General features: G+C 67.0%; 20 protein-coding genes. 10 read left to right on the forward strand and 10 right to left on the reverse strand.

Annotation, left to right across the window (positions count from 1 at the left end):
- Positions 1 to 467: 467 nt before the first annotated feature.
- A complete protein-coding gene (locus C2R22_RS04400) occupies positions 468 to 1,208 on the forward strand; it encodes a PHP-associated domain-containing protein (protein ID WP_103427565.1) in 741 nt (246 codons plus the stop codon).
- A gap of 71 nt (positions 1,209 to 1,279) precedes the next feature.
- On the opposite strand, the gene C2R22_RS04405 is transcribed toward C2R22_RS04400, so the two are convergent.
- A complete protein-coding gene (locus C2R22_RS04405) occupies positions 1,280 to 1,786 on the reverse strand; it encodes a metal-dependent hydrolase (protein WP_103424680.1) in 507 nt (168 codons plus the stop codon).
- A gap of 452 nt (positions 1,787 to 2,238) precedes the next feature.
- Between C2R22_RS04405 and C2R22_RS04410 the strand changes: the two genes are divergently transcribed.
- The 3 genes from C2R22_RS04410 to C2R22_RS04425 all read left to right on the forward strand — a co-directional run bounded on the left by C2R22_RS04410 (position 2,239) and on the right by C2R22_RS04425 (position 5,443).
- Entirely contained in the window at positions 2,239 to 3,339 is a 1,101-nt protein-coding gene (locus C2R22_RS04410; RefSeq protein WP_103424681.1) for a pyridoxal phosphate-dependent aminotransferase, read from the forward strand.
- Positions 3,340 to 3,707: 368 nt separating this feature from the next.
- Complete coding sequence (locus tag C2R22_RS04420; RefSeq protein ID WP_103424683.1) at positions 3,708 to 5,009, forward strand: ArsA family ATPase; 1,302 nt, start codon at positions 3,708 to 3,710, stop codon at positions 5,007 to 5,009.
- Between the two features lie 92 nt (positions 5,010 to 5,101).
- On the forward strand, positions 5,102 to 5,443 hold the full coding sequence (locus C2R22_RS04425; protein WP_103424684.1) for a hypothetical protein: 342 nt from the start codon (positions 5,102 to 5,104) through the stop codon (positions 5,441 to 5,443).
- Between the two features lie 116 nt (positions 5,444 to 5,559).
- Here the strand turns inward: C2R22_RS04425 and C2R22_RS04430 are convergent, their stop codons facing one another.
- The 4 genes from C2R22_RS04430 to C2R22_RS04445 all read right to left on the reverse strand — a co-directional run bounded on the left by C2R22_RS04430 (position 5,560) and on the right by C2R22_RS04445 (position 9,115).
- On the reverse strand, positions 5,560 to 6,390 hold the full coding sequence (locus C2R22_RS04430) for an SDR family oxidoreductase (protein WP_103424685.1): 831 nt from the start codon (positions 6,388 to 6,390) through the stop codon (positions 5,560 to 5,562).
- A gap of 61 nt (positions 6,391 to 6,451) precedes the next feature.
- Positions 6,452 to 7,246: an endonuclease V gene (locus C2R22_RS04435; RefSeq protein WP_103424686.1), complete on the reverse strand. Its 795-nt coding sequence runs from the start codon at positions 7,244 to 7,246 to the stop codon at positions 6,452 to 6,454.
- A gap of 3 nt (positions 7,247 to 7,249) precedes the next feature.
- The gene (locus C2R22_RS04440; protein WP_103424687.1) at positions 7,250 to 8,167 is read right to left on the reverse strand and encodes a rhomboid family intramembrane serine protease; all 918 of its coding nucleotides are present in this window, start codon (positions 8,165 to 8,167) and stop codon (positions 7,250 to 7,252) included.
- Between the two features lie 414 nt (positions 8,168 to 8,581).
- Positions 8,582 to 9,115, reverse strand: a complete 534-nt coding sequence (locus C2R22_RS04445; RefSeq protein WP_103424688.1) for an inorganic diphosphatase — start codon at positions 9,113 to 9,115, stop codon at positions 8,582 to 8,584.
- Positions 9,116 to 9,392: 277 nt separating this feature from the next.
- Between C2R22_RS04445 and C2R22_RS04450 the strand changes: the two genes are divergently transcribed.
- On the forward strand, positions 9,393 to 9,752 hold the full coding sequence (locus tag C2R22_RS04450; protein ID WP_103424689.1) for a PadR family transcriptional regulator: 360 nt from the start codon (positions 9,393 to 9,395) through the stop codon (positions 9,750 to 9,752).
- Here C2R22_RS04450 and C2R22_RS04455 read toward each other — a convergent pair.
- Positions 9,743 to 10,297 carry a DUF7108 family protein gene (locus C2R22_RS04455; RefSeq protein WP_103427566.1) on the reverse strand — a complete coding sequence of 185 codons (555 nt, stop codon included), beginning with the start codon at positions 10,295 to 10,297 and terminating at the stop codon, positions 9,743 to 9,745. The genes C2R22_RS04450 and C2R22_RS04455 overlap by 10 nt on opposite strands.
- A gap of 4 nt (positions 10,298 to 10,301) precedes the next feature.
- Complete coding sequence (rnhA, locus tag C2R22_RS04460) at positions 10,302 to 10,895, reverse strand: ribonuclease HI (protein WP_103424690.1); 594 nt, start codon at positions 10,893 to 10,895, stop codon at positions 10,302 to 10,304.
- 125 nt (positions 10,896 to 11,020) lie between these two features.
- Here rnhA and C2R22_RS04465 point away from each other — a divergent pair, with 125 nt between their 5' ends.
- The 4 genes from C2R22_RS04465 (at position 11,021) to C2R22_RS26855 (ending at position 14,150) form a co-directional block, all read left to right on the forward strand.
- Positions 11,021 to 12,001, forward strand: coding sequence for a transcription initiation factor IIB (locus tag C2R22_RS04465; RefSeq protein WP_103424691.1), 981 nt, complete (start codon positions 11,021 to 11,023; stop codon positions 11,999 to 12,001).
- A gap of 78 nt (positions 12,002 to 12,079) precedes the next feature.
- Entirely contained in the window at positions 12,080 to 12,469 is a 390-nt protein-coding gene (locus tag C2R22_RS04470) for a hypothetical protein (protein WP_103424692.1), read from the forward strand.
- Between the two features lie 89 nt (positions 12,470 to 12,558).
- Positions 12,559 to 13,827 carry a DNA repair protein NreA gene (gene nreA / locus C2R22_RS04475; RefSeq protein ID WP_103424693.1) on the forward strand — a complete coding sequence of 423 codons (1,269 nt, stop codon included), beginning with the start codon at positions 12,559 to 12,561 and terminating at the stop codon, positions 13,825 to 13,827.
- A 71-nt stretch (positions 13,828 to 13,898) separates the two neighbouring features.
- Complete coding sequence (locus C2R22_RS26855) at positions 13,899 to 14,150, forward strand: preprotein translocase subunit TatA (protein WP_103424694.1); 252 nt, start codon at positions 13,899 to 13,901, stop codon at positions 14,148 to 14,150.
- Between the two features lie 15 nt (positions 14,151 to 14,165).
- Here C2R22_RS26855 and C2R22_RS04485 read toward each other — a convergent pair whose 3' ends face one another.
- The 3 genes from C2R22_RS04485 to C2R22_RS04495 form a co-directional block, all read right to left on the reverse strand.
- Positions 14,166 to 14,636, reverse strand: coding sequence for a DUF302 domain-containing protein (locus tag C2R22_RS04485; protein ID WP_103424695.1), 471 nt, complete (start codon positions 14,634 to 14,636; stop codon positions 14,166 to 14,168).
- Positions 14,637 to 14,736: 100 nt separating this feature from the next.
- Positions 14,737 to 15,429 (reverse strand): CPBP family glutamic-type intramembrane protease, encoded by a 693-nt coding sequence (locus tag C2R22_RS04490; RefSeq protein WP_103424696.1) that lies wholly within the window; start codon positions 15,427 to 15,429, stop codon positions 14,737 to 14,739.
- Between the two features lie 4 nt (positions 15,430 to 15,433).
- Complete coding sequence (locus tag C2R22_RS04495; protein WP_103424697.1) at positions 15,434 to 15,724, reverse strand: DUF5789 family protein; 291 nt, start codon at positions 15,722 to 15,724, stop codon at positions 15,434 to 15,436.
- Between the two features lie 208 nt (positions 15,725 to 15,932).
- Between C2R22_RS04495 and C2R22_RS04500 the strand changes: the two genes are divergently transcribed.
- A complete protein-coding gene (locus C2R22_RS04500; protein WP_103424698.1) occupies positions 15,933 to 16,907 on the forward strand; it encodes a DUF7139 domain-containing protein in 975 nt (324 codons plus the stop codon).
- The last annotated feature ends 103 nt before the right edge of the window (positions 16,908 to 17,010 follow it).

Raw genomic sequence — 17,010 nt, forward strand, 5'->3', positions numbered from 1 at the left:
CCGGAGCAACGGAGTTGCTCCGAGCTGTTCGTTCGGTTCTCTCACGAAAACCTCGCGCGCCGACCGCCACAAGATGAGGCGGTGGCGCGTGACGGCGCGGCCTCCGTGTCGCGCGACACGCGCGAGGGATAGAGCCCACGAGCGAACCTGTGAGCGAGTGGGCGAATCGGCTGGGGAGGGCGTGGCGACACCACGCCCGTGCATCGCGCGGTTGCTCTCTCGTCCCTCGCGCCGTCGGTCACTGTTTCCGCTCGTGGTATCGTGCTTGCCCCGGCCACAACGCCTCGCTGATTCGTACACCCCGACCCTCATCGACACCCGAGACGACGAACTCTCTCACTCTCGCTCACGCTCTCGAACGCCCGCAGTCACTCGATTCACGCCGAATAGCAACCACTAACTTCCGGCTCCGTTTCCCATCGCATGTGACGCGCGAGGCGCCGCCCGGCGACGAGACTCGGGTCGACATGCACGTGAAGCTCCTCGACGACCGCGTCGTCGAGCGAGCGAAGGCCCGCGGCCTCGACGTCCTCGTGTACGCGCCGCATTTCTCCCGGCTCCCCGACATCCGCGCTCGCGCCCGCGAGCACACCGACGACGACCTCCTCGTCGTCCCCGCCCGGGAGGTGTTCACGGGGCCGTGGCACGACCGCAAACACGTCCTCGCCGTGGGGCTTTCGGACCCCGTCCCCGACTTCATCACCCTCGACGCGGCCATCGCGGAGTGCGACCGACAGGGCGCGGCCGTTCTCGTTCCCCATCCCGACCTCCTGTCCGTGAGCCTCGGTCTCGACGACGTCCGGCGCTTCCGAGAACGGATCGACGGCGTCGAACGCTACAACGCGAAGTGCCTCCCGTGGCAGAACGAGGCGATGGGTCGCGTCGTTCGCGAGACGTCGATGCCGGCGTTCGGGTCGTCGTACGCGCACCTCCACTCGACGGTGGGCGAGGCGTGGACGGCGTTCGAGACGTCCATCGACGACGAGTCGGCCCTCGTGCGCGCGCTCAGAACCGGGGCACCTCGGCGGGTGATGCGTCGGTCGGGCGTCGGCCACCGACTCCGCGGCGTCGCCGAGTTCACCCACCTCGGGCACGAGAACACCTGGGGGAAGGTCGACCGCCTCCTCCTCTCGGGCATGGAGCCGACCCATCCCGACCACATCGCCTACCGGGGCCGGTTCGACGACGTCTCGGTGTACCGACGCTGAGGAGTGCGGTGGGTCGAGTGGGTCGAGTGAACCGTCTCAGACGAGGAGCGCGAGCGACCCCATCGACGCCGTTACGAGGTCCTGTACGTTCGTGAGCCCCGAGTCGAGCGGAAGGCGAAGTAGTGAACGCCCGCGAGCAGGGCCAACTCGAAGAGGGTGATGACGACGGTGACCGCGTCGGCGTGTTTCGAACTCGTCGTCACGCCCGACGGGAAGCCGTACTCGGTCTTCGAGAGGGGGTAAAACAGCGCGATACCCCGCCGGCTCCCGACCACGTCGAGGAGGTAGTGGGTCGCCACACCGATCCAGACGAACTGGAGGTTCCCGAAGAGGAACGGGAACGCGAGGAACACCCCCAACACGGGGAGGTTGTGGAGCGTCTTGCGGTGTTTGCCGAAGGCGGTGTCGACGTCGGGGAAGAGCGCCCCGAGCGTCACGGGCACCGAGAGTTCGACGACACGCGTGAGCACCTCGACGGCGACGTCGGTCGTCGGCCGCGTGGTCGGGTCGACGGTGAGAATGAGCCCGAGGCCGACGCCGAGGAGCACCGCGTTCAGCACGTGTCCCTTCTTGTTCACGCTTTTCCTGGCTCCGCGGGGGACTCAAGCGTTTCGCCACGTTATCATTCCCTGTGCCTCGATGCGTTCTGTGTCCGTGTACGACGACGAGAACGAGACTGTGAGTGCGAGACGGGAGCGGTCGCCAGGGCGCTGTGGCCACGCCCTCCCCAACCGACTCCTTCACTCACTCGTTTCACTCGTTCGCTCAGTCATCCACCGAAGCGACTGCGTCGCTTCGAGCCGTTCGCTCGGTCCCCTCACGAGGACCGCTCGCGGCTCCGTCCGCGAGCGACTGGGTGGGGAAGGCCGAGGCTGCGGTCCACCGCGTCCGTGTATCGTCGGTCGCGTCTCTCTCCGTCTCATCTCGAACCGCTCGGTCCCGTTCGTCCGAACTTCGACTGTCTCTCAGCTCCGAAACCCCATCGAATCCAGGACGAAAACGCCAACACCCTCGGTTTCCATCCACCCACATGGACTACGACGAGCCGCTGTTCTTCCACGTCATCCAGTACGCACACCACGCGGACCGGGACGTCGTCGACATGGTGAGCGGCAACCCCGACTGGGACCCGCCCGCCGCCCTGCGTGAGGGGCTCCACGAGTACGCCGACGCACCCACCGCGGCGTTTCAGTACCCCCCGAGCGACGGCCTCCGCGAGTTGCGAGAGGAGATCGCCGAGCGCCGGAACGTCGACCCCTCGCGAGTCATCGTCACCATCGGCGGCGGCGAGGCGAACTACCTCGCGATGGCCCGGGCGATGGAGCGCGACGCCGGCGACGAGTTCGTCCTCACCGACCCCGTCTACCCGTACTACCCGGGGAAGGCGCAGATGCTCGGCGGGCGCGTCCGGATGGTCCCGGTCCACGAGAACGGCCAACTCGACATGGACGCGATGCGCGAAGCGATCACGGACGAGACGGTCTGCATCGTGGTCAACACGCCGAACAACCCCACGGGGGCGGTGTACCCCCGCGAGACCATCGAGGAACTCGTCTCGCTCGCGGAGGCGCACGACGCGCTCCTCCTCGCCGACGAGGTGTACGACCACTTCGACTTCTCGGGCGACTTCGAGTCCGCGCTGACTATCGACTCCGACCACCGCATCGTCACCTCGTCGTACTCGAAGACGTTCGCTATCACGGGCTTTCGCGTCGGCTACGCCGTCTTCCCCGAGTCGCTGGTCGAGAAGGCCAAAACGAGACACATGCTCGTCAACGTCACCGGCGCGCGCCCGTCGCAGGCGGCGGTTCTCGCGGCGCTACAGAGCACCGGTCCCGAGTACTACGAGGACGTCCGCGACTCGCTTCGAACTCGCATCGACGCCTTCTGCGACGCGCTCGACGCGGCCGGCGCGGACTACACCCGGCCCGAGGGGGCCTTTTACGTGCTCGCGCGCTTCGACGGCTTCCCCGGGACGATGGAGAACGTGAAGACGCTCATCGACGAGGCCGGCGTGGCGGGGATGCCCGGCGAAGCCTTCGGGACGGCTCGTGACGAGTGGATCCGCTTCGCGCTGTGTACGCCCCGGGCGCAGGAGGCCGCAGAGCGGTTGGCCGAATACTTCTCCTGAGTACGGCTTTCGAGCCGTTCGGTAGATGTCCGTTCTGTCGTTCTCTGCGGCTCCTCGGGGGCGTGTCCGTGGCACGTTCGACGGACGTGTCGAGTTCGGGTCGCCCGCGAACGAGCGCATACGAGCGAACGAACGGCTCGAAGCGGCGGAGCCGCCTCGATGGTGTGGCCTCACCGCGTCCGCGCACCGCGCGACCACCGTGTTCGCATCTGTATCGATGCTCTAGCTCATCTCCCGTACCAGTTCGCACACCGACTCTCTCCCGTACGTGACCGCGCTGTTCGTCGGTGAGGCGTCTCGACGCGCCGTTCTCACCTCCGTATCTTCCAGACCGACGGGTACACAAAGCTCGACGGTCGAGAACGGGTATGACGAACATCGACGTCGAGGCGGTCGACTCCGTTGACGACGCGGACGACGGGCACGTCCACGACGACGGGGGCGGAGAGGGCGGCGCGGGCGGAGACCCTATCGAGGTGGAGACCGGGCCGATCGAGGAGAGCGACGCCGACCTGCCCGTCGGCGTCGACGCGCCCGAGTACGTCCTCTACGGCGGGAAGGGCGGCGTCGGTAAGACGACGATGGCGGCGGCGACGGCGCTCGCCTCCGCCGCGGACGGGACGGCCACGCTCGTCGTCTCGACCGACCCCGCCCACTCCCTCTCGGACACTCTCGAAGTCGACGTCCCGCCCAGACCGACGCAGATTCGCGACGACCTCCCCCTGTACGCCGCCGAAATCGACCCCGAGGCGGTCGCACAGGGGCCGTTCGCCGGCGGGGAGTTCGACCCCGGGTTCGGCGCCGACGACGACAGCGGTCCCGCGGGGGCGACGGCCGGTCCAGGTGGTGCCGCCGGCAGCGACGAGAACCCCTTCACGGATGAGTCCGGTTCCGGCGTGGGTGGCGCTGCGGGCGACAACCCCTTCACCGGCGGTCCTGGAGGTGCCGGCGACGGCCCGATGGGCGCGGGCATGGGCGGTCTCGGCGACCTCTTCGGCGGCGACTCCCCCCTGAGTGGACCGATGCCCGGCGCGGACGAGGCGGCGGCGATGCAGCAGCTTCTGGAGTACCTCGACGACCCCCGGTTCGACCGCGTCGTCATCGACACCGCGCCGACGGGCCACACCCTTCGACTGCTCGAACTCCCCGAAGTGATGGACTCGATGGCGGGTCGACTCCTCAAGATGCGCGAGCAGTTCTCGGGGCTGATGGACGGCATCAAGGGGATGTTCGGAGCCGGGTCCGAGTCGGAAAAGCCGCTGGCCCAACTGGAGGAACTCGCCGAGCGCATCGAGCGCCTTCGAGCGGTGCTCAGAGACCCGTCGCGGACGGATTTCCGCGTGGTGATGGTGCCCGAGAAGATGAGCGTGCTCGAATCACAGCGCCTCATCAGACGGCTGGACGAGTTCGGCATTCCGGTCCAGACCGTCGTGGTGAACCAGGTGATGGAGAACCTCGCCGAGGTCACGAGCGACGTCGACCCCGAGTGGGTCGTCTCGCCCGACCTGGAGAACTGCGAGTTCTGCAAGCGGCGCTGGAAGGTCCAGCAGGCCGCGCTCTCGGAGGCGATGGACCTCTTCCGCGGACACGACGTCAAGCGCGTTCCCCTCCTCGCCGACGAGGTGCAGGGGGAGGCCGCGCTGAAAGTCGTCGCGGCGTGTCTGCAGTGAGTTCGTAGACGGTTCGACGACCGGTGCGTCCCCGCAGAACCTATCTGTTCGCGACGTGTGACCGTCACACACGGTGTTACCGATCGGACACGATGTTCACGCTTCGCCGCCCCGACACCGGTGGACTGCTCGGACTCCTCACGCTCGCGATCATCGCCCTCCTGGCCGTGGTTCGAGGGCAGCCAGTTGGTCGTCTCGAACTGGCGTTCTTCACCTCCATCGCTGTCTTGATGACCCTCGCGGCGTTCACGAGGGGCTTTCTCCGCTCCCCGTGGTATCCGCTCGTCGGCGGTGCGCTCATCACCGTCTTCGCGCTGCTGCAGTATCAGCAGACACAGAACGCGTGGTTCCTGTTCGGAACCGTCGTGGGTGTCGGATTCGGCGCCTACGGTGTCGTCGATTCGCTGAACGACGCCCGGACGGAGCGCGAGTAGCCTCGCTGCTCGACCCGGACGTGCGGGTGTGACTGTGAGGCGCTCTCGCGGCTGACCGGTGCGTCTCGGCGACGCTCCGTGAGTGCCGTCGCCGTCGCAAGCAACCCGCCCGGCCCTCAGGAGAGCTTTCGCAGGAGACCGAACGCGCTGTCTCTGAGCGAATCGGGGACGAACCGGCCCAGGACGGCAATCGACGCGACGGTCCCGACGGGGTAGCGCGCCGCGGGCTTCGTCGCCGACGCGGCGTTGACGATGTCCTCTGCGACCCGTTCGGGCGGTTCCTCCCAGAACCCGCCCTCGCCGACAGCCTGCGCGTCGTCGAACGCCTTGTAGAACGGCGCGTACGCCTCGGAGCGCTCGATTTCTTCCTCGTCGGCCTCCTCCGCGGCCCGCTGGTTGAACTGGGTGTCGACCGGGCCGGGTTCGATGAGGACGACGTCGATTCCCTTGTCCTCGACTTCGACGCGGAGCGCGTCGCTCATGGCTTCGAGCGCGAACTTCGAGGCGCAGTAGACGCCGCCGCCGGGGAAGGAGAGTCGCCCGGCGACGCTGGAGACGTTGACGATGGTCCCCGACTCCTGCTCGCGCATGTGGGGGAGGACGGCGCGAGTCAGTCGGTGGGGGCCGTAGACGTTGGCGTCGAACTGCTCGTGGACCTTGTCGGTGGGCACGTCCTCGATGGGACCGAACTGCGCGTAGCCCGCGTTGTTGACGAGGCAGTCGATGCGGCCGTGCTCGTCGACGATGCGGGAGACGACGCGCTCGACGTCCTCGGGGTCGGTGACGTCGAGCGTGGAGATGTCGCAGCCGCGGTCGCCCAGCGTCTCGATGTCGGCGGGGTTGCGGGCGGTGGCGTACACCTCCCACTCCTCGTCGAGGAAGGCGAGCGCCGTCGCGCGGCCGATTCCTGACGAACAACCGGTGATGAGGACCGTCTTGGGGTGCACGCCGGTACGTCGGAACGCGGACGGTTAAGTGCCACCGATTGCGGAGGTTCTGCAGGGCTGTTCAGGTGTACTCGGCTTTCACCTCGGCCGCGTACTGGTCTGCGAGGCGCGTGGGTTCGGGGAGTTTGTACCCGTCACAGCAGCGGAGCACGAGGTCGGCGGCGGTCTCGGCCGAGACCCGGTGGCCGGGGCTGACGTAGAGCGGATTGATCTTCCGAGACGACTCGTACTGTCTCGACTGGACGGCGTAGCCGATGACGCGGCCGTCGGGCACGTCGACGTCGCTGTCGGCGAGAATCGGCGTGCGCCACCCCTCTGGTCGGCCGTCGACCGACTCGCGGGGGCGACCACAGAGCAGCGACTTCGCGACGCCCACGCTCGGGCGGTCGAAGACGACGCCCATGTGCGTCGCGAGGCCGGCCTGTCGGTAGTGAATCCGGCCGCTCCCGTCGAAGACGAGCAGGTCCGGGTTCGTCTGCACCCGTTCGAGCGCGTCGACGATGGGGCCGCCCTCGCGGAACGAGAGCAATCCAGGGATGTACGGAATCGACAGCTCAGAGACGGCGTGTGCGCGTTCGACGACCTCACCACCCTGGAGGCAGACGACGGCGCTGACGGCCGCGTCGTCGAGGAACGCCTGGTCGACGCCGGCGACGACTGGGGCGTCCGGTCCAGAGGGTCCCCCCCGCTCGCCCCCGAGCGTCGTCTGTTCGTCGTCACCGCGCCCGACGCGGGTCGGGTCGAACGTGAACGCGTCGTCGAAGGTGGCCGCCTCGGCGACCCGGCGCTGGAGGGCCTCCATCTCCTCGCGCGTCGCGGTGGGGTCGGGGAGGTACTGGGGGTAGCGCGGCTCCATGGTTCAGAACCGACCGCGACCCGGTCCTCCCGCTCCCCCACCGCCGCCGCCGCCGAACTGCAGCGACTTGGGGACGCCGACCCGTCCCTTGACCCGGCCGCCGTAGGCCAATCCCACGAGGAGGCCGACGAGGTGAGCGAAGTGGGCGACGTTGCCGCCGAGCGCGCCGACGCCGTTCGCGGCACCGAACCCGGCCCAGAGGCTGAACGCCGCGAAGCCGAAGGTGAGCACCCACAGCGGCATGGGGATGATGAAGTAGAGGTACACCTTCAGGTTCGGGTTCAACACGGTGAGGACGCCGAGAACGCCCATGATGGCGCCCGAGGCGCCGACGACGCCGGGACCCGCCGCGCCCTCCGTCAGGAGCGTCGTCCCGACCTGTGCGAGGCCCGCCAGGACGCCCGCGCCGAAAAAGAGCGCCGTGAACCGCCTGGTGTTGAGGTAGCGCTCGACGACGGGGCCGAAGAAGTACAGCGCGATGCTGTTGAACGCGATGTGGGTGAAGCCGCCGTGTGCGAAGATAGAGGTCACCCAGGTCCACACGTACTCGATGTTCCCAGGGCTGAGAACGAACACGGTGCGGTAGAGAGCGGGGCTCAGACCGAGTAACTGAAAGAGGAGCTGCAACGCGAAGGTGACCCACATCAGACCGAGGAACAGGTAGCTCATGTTCCCGCGGAAGTACCCGAGCGGCCCGCCGGTCGACGTCACCCGGTCGAGGACGCCCTTCGAACGACTCCCACGCTTTTCGACCGAGTCGTCGAAGTCGCTCTCGAAGACGCCGGAGGGGTCGTCCCAGTCGTTCAGGCCGGGACAGTCGTGGTTCTCCGGGAGGCGGTGTTCCCCGCAGAACGTGCGTCCACAGCGCCGACACTGGTACGGCAAGTTCTCGTGCTTGCCGCACGCGTCACACTTCGCCATTACCCACGCCTAATAGCGTGGTGCTAAAAGGGGTTGCCCTCCTGCGCACGGGAAGTACAACGCGGCGGTTTACGTCTCGTCGGTGTCGGCGGCCGACCGGTCGTCCTCGTCGAGTGCCGGGGCGGGCACGACGGTCCGGTGGTCGATGCCGACGCGGGGTCGTCTCGAACTCATCTCACCATCGGCTACGTCCTCTCCCCGCAAAAAATTACCCATGCGCATAATTTATTGGCCGGCAACCCGGTATAACCGAGACACATACGGGTTCTGCCCACAGCGCTCGTCGAGGACCCCGCGGGCCGTCGCCGTCGGTCGTTCGACGGCTTCCTCCGGCCGCGACGGTCGGAGGGAGGACACGCCTCGTCCGTCCGAGAACAGCGGCAAAAAGCCCGTTCGACCGGTCGTTCGAGGAGGTTACGCGAAGTTCTCTTCGTAGAGGTCCATCGCGTGCTCGATGGCCTCCTTCGCGGCCTGCGCGTCCTCCCAGCCCAGCGTCTCGACCTCTTTGCCCTCTTCGAGGTTCTTGTACGTCTCGAAGAACTCCGAGATCTCGGCTTTCGTCTGTGCGGTCAGGTCGTCGACGTCGGTGACGTGGTCGTAGCGGGGGTCCTCGGTGGGAACGGCGATGACCTTGTCGTCCTTCTCGCCGTCGTCGTCCATCCCCATCAGGGCGACGGGTCGAGCCTCGATGACGCAACCGGGGAACGTCTGGTCCTCGACGAGGACGAGCACGTCGAACGGGTCGCCGTCGTCGTAGTAGGTCCGCGGCATGAAACCGTAGTCGGAGGGGTAGTGGACGTTCGAGTGGAGGACCCGGTCGAGGACGACGCCGGGCACGTCCTTGTCGTACTCGTACTTGTTTCGCTCTCCCTTCAGACACTCCACGACGGCGTAGACGACGTCCGGCGCGTCCGGACCGGTCTCCATGTCTTCCCAGAGGTTGACCATACGTGTCCGTCCGCTGAGTGGCGCAAAAATCCGTCGGTATCTCCGAGCGGACCCTCCGACGGACGGCAGGCGGTCATTTATTGCAGCGCGCGGCCTCACGAGTGGATGTGCGATCCGATCACGAGTGATACACTCAATCACTACCTCGCGGAAACGACCGGTTCAGGGGACTTAAACGGATAAATTCTATCTCTAAATATGATATTTTAATACTGTAGATACCGAAATAAATAATGGTATACGAAGTGTTAAGTAGTCGGGTGACATGTCCAGAGGTATGTCAGAGGCACAATCACTGGGCACCGAGTCTGGCATGGCGCGGGACCTCACCGCGTTCCAACAGAACATCCTCGTTATCCTCGCTGAGGAACCGATGTACGGACTCGCGATCAAGCGACACCTCGAAGACTACTACGGCACAGAAGTCAATCACGGGCGACTCTACCCGAACCTCGACGACCTCGTCGAGATGGGGCTCGTGAACAAGAGCGAACTGGACAAGCGGACGAATCAGTACGAACTCACCGACGACGGCCACCAGACCGTCCTCGACCGCTTCAACTGGATGCTGTCGAAGTTCGTCACCAGCGAGGAGCGCGCGGACGAGGTCCGCGAACTCGTCGACGGTCACCTGTAACTCGGTCGGTCACGGCCGGCCGCATCGAACAGGAGTCGTAACGACTCCTCGACCACCGCTTTTTGTTCCGCCGTCGGCCAGGCGTTACGTGGGTAGTACTCGGTGAGGAACTCCCGTACCTCTCTCCCCGAGGCCGCCTCGATTCGCCGGGTGTAGTGGTTGCCGAGGAAATCGGCGAAGGCGCGCGCGTTCGCCGCGTGGACGGCTCCGTGCTCCTCGCTCACCCGTTCGACGAGCGCGGCGTTCTCCGCTTCGACCTCGCGCCAGTCGTCGTCCGCGCCCGCGTCCGAGAGGGGAACCTCGACCGCTCGGGAGAGGTCGTCGATACGGTCCGTGCGGGCGACGCCGTCTTCGAACCAGTCCGACGGGTTCAACACGAGCGTGTCGTCGTCCTCACGGTATCGGGCGGTGTAGCCGTGTTCGGCCAGGAGTTCGTCCCGTCGGTTCCGGTGAGCCGCCGCCTCGTCGGGGTTCGGTACGTCGCGTGCGAGTCGAGTCAGCCGTTCGGCGTCGTCGAGCAGGTCCGCCGGTAGTTCGTCGGGCAGGTCGTCAGCCATCGTCGAGGGCCTCGTTCGCTAGGGAGTCGGCGCGGTCGTTTATCTCCCGCGGAACGTGTTCGAGCGACCAGCGGTCGAACCCCGAGAGGAGTTCGAGCGCGGTGACGCGCCGCTCTCTGAGGTCGGGGTCGTTCGTGTTCCACTCGCCGCGGACCTGCTTGACGACGAGTTCGGAGTCGCCGCGGACGTCCACCTCGTCGAAGCCGTGGTCGCGGGCGACTTCCAGCGCGCGGACGAGCGCCTCGTACTCCGCACGGTTGTTGGTCGACCGCCCGATGCGTTCGTTCCCTTCGGCGACGACGCCATCCGACGTGACGATGGCGTAGCCCACCGCGGCGGGTCCCGGGTTCCCCCGACACGCGCCGTCGAAGTAGACGTGTGCGCGGCCGCCACTCTCACGCAGGTGGGCGAGGAGGTCGACGGGCGTCGCCCCCTGCACCACCACCTTGTCGTCGTAGGCGACGGCGACGGCTCCCTCGTGCGACGCCCGCCACCGCTCGTACTCGGTGTTCCCGGGTTCGACGTCGACGCCGGCCGCTTCGAGCCGTCGCCGTGCCTCCTCCGGGTCGCACGCAACGCTTGGCATCGTTCCCGCTTCGGCGAGCACGTATTAAGAGCGTTCGCCCTCCCCTCGATCCGGGTTCCTGTGTCATCCATACCCACACGGGCCCGCACGCTTAAGTGTCAGTGGGAATGGTAGTGAAAAATGTGATGACACGGCCCACCCGTCAACGCGAGCGCGATGGCGACCGGCGTCGATGGAACGTGGACGCGGACGAGGAGGACGAGGACACGGAGACGATAGACCTCGACGAGGTGGATTCCGAGGAGATCATCCGGACGGGAGACGGCGAACTCATCCACGAACCGACGGGACTCATCATCGAGGAGGAGCAGATCGATCCCGGGCCGGAGTGGCGGGCGTTCAACCACTCCGAGCGCCAGCAGAAGTCGCGGGTCGGTGCCCCGACGACCCAGACGATGCACGACAAGGGCCTGACGACGACCATCGACTGGAAGGACAAGGACGCCTACGGCCGGTCGATCTCCTCGAAGAAACGCTCGCAGATGCACCGCCTTCGAAAGTGGCAGGAACGCATTCGGACGAAGGACGCGGGCGAGCGCAACCTCCAGTTCGCCCTCTCGGAGATCGACCGGATGGCCTCCGCGCTGGGCGTTCCGCGTTCGGTACGCGAGGTCGCTTCGGTGATCTATCGACGTGCGCTCAGCGAGGACCTCATCCGGGGGCGGAGCATCGAGGGCGTCGCCACCAGTGCGCTCTACGCCGCCTGCCGCAAGGAGGGCATCCCGCGGTCGCTCGAAGAGATCGCCGAGGTCTCCCGCGTCGAGCGCAAGGAGATCGGGCGGACGTATCGGTACATCTCGCAGGAACTCGGGCTGGAGATGAAGCCGGTCGACCCGAAACGGTACGTCCCGCGCTTCTGCTCGGAACTCGACCTCCCGAAGGAGGTCCAGTCGAAGGCCGAGGAGATCATCGAGACGACGGCCGAGAAGGGACTGCTCTCGGGGAAATCCCCCACCGGATTCGCGGCGGCGGCCATCTACGCCGCCTCGCTCCTCTGTAACGAGAAGAAGACCCAGCGGGAGGTCGCCGACGTCGCGCAGGTCACCGAGGTCACGATTCGGAACCGGTACCAAGAACAGATCGAGGCGATGGGCATCCACAACTGAGCGGCCGGTCGACGGACCGGAAGCGACCTCGACCCTGGACCCGACGCTTCTTGCCGTCTCGCGCGGTACACGAGAACGATGATAGACTTCCCCTGGCGTGGGGACCGTGACGAGGCCGACTCACGAGGGACTGCCGACGCCGTCGACGAGGACCGTCACGCCGAGGCAGTCGTCGTCTGCGAGTTCCAGGACGGGACGCTCGCGGTGTACGAAGAGCGGGTAGTCATCGACCGGCCCGCACGCTCGTCGTTCGACGACACGACGGTTCCCGTCGACGAGATCACCGGTGTCGACTTCGACGGCGGGATTACGATCGGCTACCTCCAACTCGAACTGGCCGGCGTCGCTCCCGACGCCGGAGGACTCCTCTCCGACCCGGTCAACGAGCGCACGCTCCACTTCGGCTGGAACGACAAGGGGTGTGCGAAGCGGGCCCGCGACGCGATTCTGGAGCGGGCGCGCGGGTGAGCGAGTGGGCGGTCGCCCGTGGCCGTCTCCACCGGAAACAGCGCCACGGCCGACAACCCTTATCATCGAACCGACCCTAGCACGACCGAATGCGTCTCGACGAGTATCTCGACATCGAGGAGAACGAGCGCGCCGAGCGCCGCCGCCTCGTCGAGGAGAAGTCCTACGCCATCCTCGACCACCTCGAGACGTTCCAGGACCGGTTCGACGAGGTCGTTCAGGGCGACTCGCTGTACGGGGGTGTCTCACCCTCCATCTTCGTCGGACGCGCCAACTACCCGCGGGTCTCGACGGGCATCCTCTCGCCCGTCGGCCACGACGAGGACGCCGCGACGTTCGAAACCTCGGGCCAGTGGTACGACGAGGGCGTCTCCATCTCCGACGTGTTCGAGCGTCGGACCTCGCTTCTCAACTCGAACCAATCCACCAAAGTCGAGTCCGTCCACGACGCGTGGGACGGCTTCCTCGGCGTCCAGCGGGAGGTCGCCATCGCGGACCGCCCCGTCACCGTCGAGATCGGCCTGGACGGGACGCCCGACCTCGACCTCGAACCCGGCCGCGAGGACATCGCCACACCGACCGGTCCGCGCGCACGGGCCCGCTCCGCACAGTTGGGGGAGAACCCACACGTCCCTCGCCCCGTCGAGAAGACGCTGGAGGACGACGACTGGAACGCGCAGGGGGCGATGACCTACCTCTACCGACGAGGGTTCGACGTCTACGACATCAACACCATCCTCTCGGCGGGCGCGCTCGGACAGGCCCGGAACCGAAAACTGGTCCCGACGCGGTGGTCCATCACCGCCGTCGACGACACGCTGGGGCAGTATCTCCGCGGTCGAATCCGCGACGCTCCGTCCGTCGACTCGGTCGAGGTGTACCGAAACGAGTTCCTCGGGAACGCCTTCTGGGTCGTGCTCGTCCCCGGACAGTGGGAGTTCGAACTCGTCGAGATGAAAGCGCCGGGGAGCGTCTGGAACCCCGACCCCGAGGCCGGCGTCTGGCTGGCCGCGGACCGCGAGGGACACGAGGGGCGGACCGGCTACGTCGAAGAGACCGCAGGCGCGTACCACGCCTCCCGACTGGGCGTCCTCGAACACCTCGAATCGCGCGGCCGACAGGCGAAGGCGCTCGTCCTCAGACACGTCTCCGACGACTACTGGGGGCCGTGTGGGGTCTGGCAGGTGCGAGAGAGCGTCCGCAACGCATTCGACGAGGGGGGTGACGCGGAGACGCTCGACGACGCGGTGCGGTCGGTGTCGCCGTACCTCCCCGTCTCGCTCCAGCGACTCCGGCGGAAGTCGACGATGGTCTCCGGCCTGCAGGCGACGCTGACCGACTTCTCGGTCGGGGAGTAACCCCTCGTTTGCCCTCCCGGCGACCGACGCGGAACCAAAAGCCGATTACTCCCCGGGCCGGATTCTCGGATATGGTCCCACTGTTCCCCGGCGTTCCCGGCGGGCCGGAACTGCTCGTTATCCTCCTGCTCCTCGTCGCGCTGTTCGGGGTTCCGGTGGTCGCCGCCTTCCTCGGGTGGCGGTATCTCAAAGGCGACCGCGTCGCCGACCTCGAAGCGCGTGTCGAGGAGTTGGAGTCCGAACTCGATGCCGACGGCGCGGACGAGAACGCTACCGGGGAGAGTGCCGCCACCGACGCCGGGGACGACGAACGCTTCGCGTAGGCCGGACGCGTCGGCTCAGTCGTCGGCTTCGGTTTCGACGGCCGTGTCGAGGTTCCCCCACGCCTCCTCGACCATCTCGCCGGTGGCGGCGACGATGTCGGCCATCTCCTCGTCGTCGGGCGCCATCCCCACCAGCCGAGCGATGCGCATGATACTCACGTGGTAGACCTCCTGAACGCCGGGTTCGACCTGCCAGACGACGACGTTGCACGGGACCAGTCCGCCGAGTCTGTTGTCGGTCGCGTCGAGGGCTCTGTCTGCGACCTCGGGGTTGCACGCACCGAGGACGTAGTAGGGGTCGCGGTCGGCACCGATCTTCTCGTGGAGCAAATCGGAGAGGGAGAACTCGACGGCCGTCCCGAAGCCCGCCTGCTTGAACGCGTCGCGGACGTGCTCGATGGCTTCCTCGTGCTCCATGTGGAGCGTCGCGTGGTGCTCGCCGATGTCCTCGCTCGTGAGGACGGACGGATCGATTGGGAGTGTCATCGCTCATCTCTTCGACAGCGACGGACGAAAAGGCACGGTAGTGCGATTCGAGCGCAATACACCACCGTCGAAACGCAGCGGAGAGGCATGGCCGAGGGGCTCACAGCGGAATCGGGAGGAACGACAGCCACTCGAGGACCTGTTCGGGGGGGAAAAGCGGCGGGTGGAGGACGAGCCAGTCGAGGAGCGCGAGTCCCAGCCCGTGGGCGACGATGGACGGGAGAATCGAGTTAGCGTCGTAGTCGACGGCACCGAAGAGGACGTCCGTCGGTCCCGAAAGCAGCAGTTCGATGGGTGGCTTCCCGACGTGGTGGAGCGCGTACACGACCGGCGAGATGAAGACGCTCTTGAAGCCCAGTTCGTCTCGGACGCCGACACAGAGGAGGCCGCGGTAGTACGTCTCGGCGGCGACGACCACCACGAACTGCTGGAGCGCGTGGGGGAGGAACGCAGAGAGCGCCGTCGACGTCTCCCACATCGGGTAGTACGCGCGGATGCTCGGAAGCGACGAGCCCACGAGGTAAAAGGGGAGGACGAACAGCGCGATGAGGACGGCGTTCCGCACCGCGCGGCGGTCGACGCGCCAGCCGAGGTGTCGGCCGTGCGTGATGGCGAGCGCCGCCGGGAACGCGATGAAGACGACGGTATCCCGGAGGGCGCGCATCGTGAGGTTTCCGTGCGGTATCTGCCAGGCGCTCCAGAGCACGGAGAGGACCAGTCCGACGAGGAGCGTCCGCTGGACCCACGAGAGTCGGTCGAGTCGAGCGAGAGAGAACCGTTCGAGTCGCGTCACGCCCTCACTCGGTCTGAACAGGGGCGTCCCCGGCCGCCGCCGTGACGGCCGTCACGAAGGACTGCCGCGTGTCGAAGTACGTGACGTCGACGTCCGCGAGGACGTCCGCGAGCGACTGGGGACCGTCGGGCGTTCGGATGACGCTCCCGCCTTCCTTCTCGATGACGCGGCTCTTCTCGTGCGGCCAGGTCAGTCGGGACGCGACTCGTGCGAGCGGCTGCCCCTCGACGGGTTCGCGCTCGCCCAGTTCGACGGCAGGCGCCTCCTCTTCCTCTGCGTCTTCGTCGTCTGCCATGCGCGTCGCTTGGCAATCACCGACAGTAAACCCTTCCCTTCCCGCCCTGCCCCGTTCGGTCTCCCCGTCCGCCCCGCCCGGTCCGCCCGGATCACGTTCCCGACACGACCGGACGACGGCCCGACGCGACCTGCACGGAGCCGCACGTCCACGGCGTCTTGCGGATGTCTGACGTAGCGTTTTGTGCACGGCCGCTGTATTCGGGCGTATGACCAGTCTCTCGGAGGTGTACACCGGGGAGGGACGGTCGGGCACACACCGCCCGGACCTCCGGCGGCTGTACGCAGGCGTTGGCCTCTTCCTCGTCGGTGCACTCCTCGTGCTGAGCGGGATCCTCGTCGCGGCGACGGACCTCCTCTACACGACGGCGACGGTCGAAGGCATCACGAACAGCCGTCACGTCGGTGGCGTCCTCGGCGGCATCGGGGTTCCCGCGGTGTTCCTCGGCGTCCTGACGATCCTCCCCTCCGCCAGACGCACGCGGATGGCCGCGCTCGTCGGGGCCACCATCGCCGTCCTCGGCGTCGGCATGTTCTGGCACGCGTACCCCTGCCAGTGGTCCGGGTCGAACTGCGGGGCCGGACTGATGGACCTCACCTTACCGACTGTCGGCATCTACTTCTTCGGCGCGATCACGACGTTCTGGTGGCTCTTCGTCGGCATCGCCAACTTCAAGACGCGGAACGCACCCGGCGGGACGGTGAAGATGGAGGTCACCCGCCAGGGCGAGACGAAGGTCGTCGAGGTGCCACAGCCCGGCGCGGGCAGCGTCGGCCTCTTCGGCTCCCAGCCTGACGGCGGCGTCGAGACCCAGACGGGGCCCGAGGGAACCGGCGACGGTACCTCGTGGAGTTCGGCGATGTTCTCGCCGAAACAGACACCGCAGTCGTCGCAGTCGTCCTCCGAGCCACAGTCGGCCTCGCTGTCGTCGACGCCGGCCTCCGACGGTGGGGCGGCCTCCTCCGACATCCGTTCGCCGCTCGACGGGAGCGGCGACGACGGCACCGAGTTCGTCCCCAACCCGGGCGACGAACCGACCCCTCGCCAGGTCGGCGACCAGTACTGCGGGAGCTGTCAGCACTTCGATTACGTCCGGACGGGCGAGGGCATCCGACCCTACTGCGGCCTCCACGACGACCTGATGGACGACATGGACGCCTGCGACGAGTGGACGCCGCGCTGAGCGGTCTCACGAGATACACAGTCACGACCGTTCTCGCCACTAAGTTCGCGTTCACCTCCGTTTCTCTTCGATACCGACTCCGCAAGGTACTCCGTCTCCAGGT

Origin of the sequence: Salinigranum rubrum, from assembly GCF_002906575.1 — an archaeon.
GTDB lineage: Archaea > Halobacteriota > Halobacteria > Halobacteriales > Haloferacaceae > Salinigranum > Salinigranum rubrum.

Coding starts and splice junctions, on each gene's coding strand:
- C2R22_RS04470 (WP_103424692.1), top strand. CDS start 12,080: ATGATAGACTTCCCCTGGCGTGGGGACCGTGACGAGGCCGACTCACGA.
- C2R22_RS04425 (WP_103424684.1), top strand. CDS start 5,102: ATGTTCACGCTTCGCCGCCCCGACACCGGTGGACTGCTCGGACTCCTC.
- C2R22_RS04445 (WP_103424688.1), bottom strand. CDS start 9,115: ATGGTCAACCTCTGGGAAGACATGGAGACCGGTCCGGACGCGCCGGAC.
- nreA (WP_103424693.1), top strand. CDS start 12,559: ATGCGTCTCGACGAGTATCTCGACATCGAGGAGAACGAGCGCGCCGAG.
- rnhA (WP_103424690.1), bottom strand. CDS start 10,895: ATGCCAAGCGTTGCGTGCGACCCGGAGGAGGCACGGCGACGGCTCGAA.
- C2R22_RS04500 (WP_103424698.1), top strand. CDS start 15,933: ATGACCAGTCTCTCGGAGGTGTACACCGGGGAGGGACGGTCGGGCACA.
- C2R22_RS26855 (WP_103424694.1), top strand. CDS start 13,899: ATGGTCCCACTGTTCCCCGGCGTTCCCGGCGGGCCGGAACTGCTCGTT.
- C2R22_RS04450 (WP_103424689.1), top strand. CDS start 9,393: ATGTCAGAGGCACAATCACTGGGCACCGAGTCTGGCATGGCGCGGGAC.
- C2R22_RS04410 (WP_103424681.1), top strand. CDS start 2,239: ATGGACTACGACGAGCCGCTGTTCTTCCACGTCATCCAGTACGCACAC.
- C2R22_RS04465 (WP_103424691.1), top strand. CDS start 11,021: ATGACACGGCCCACCCGTCAACGCGAGCGCGATGGCGACCGGCGTCGA.
- C2R22_RS04485 (WP_103424695.1), bottom strand. CDS start 14,636: ATGACACTCCCAATCGATCCGTCCGTCCTCACGAGCGAGGACATCGGC.
- C2R22_RS04420 (WP_103424683.1), top strand. CDS start 3,708: ATGACGAACATCGACGTCGAGGCGGTCGACTCCGTTGACGACGCGGAC.
- C2R22_RS04400 (WP_103427565.1), top strand. CDS start 468: ATGCACGTGAAGCTCCTCGACGACCGCGTCGTCGAGCGAGCGAAGGCC.
- C2R22_RS04440 (WP_103424687.1), bottom strand. CDS start 8,167: ATGGCGAAGTGTGACGCGTGCGGCAAGCACGAGAACTTGCCGTACCAG.
- C2R22_RS04495 (WP_103424697.1), bottom strand. CDS start 15,724: ATGGCAGACGACGAAGACGCAGAGGAAGAGGAGGCGCCTGCCGTCGAA.
- C2R22_RS04435 (WP_103424686.1), bottom strand. CDS start 7,246: ATGGAGCCGCGCTACCCCCAGTACCTCCCCGACCCCACCGCGACGCGC.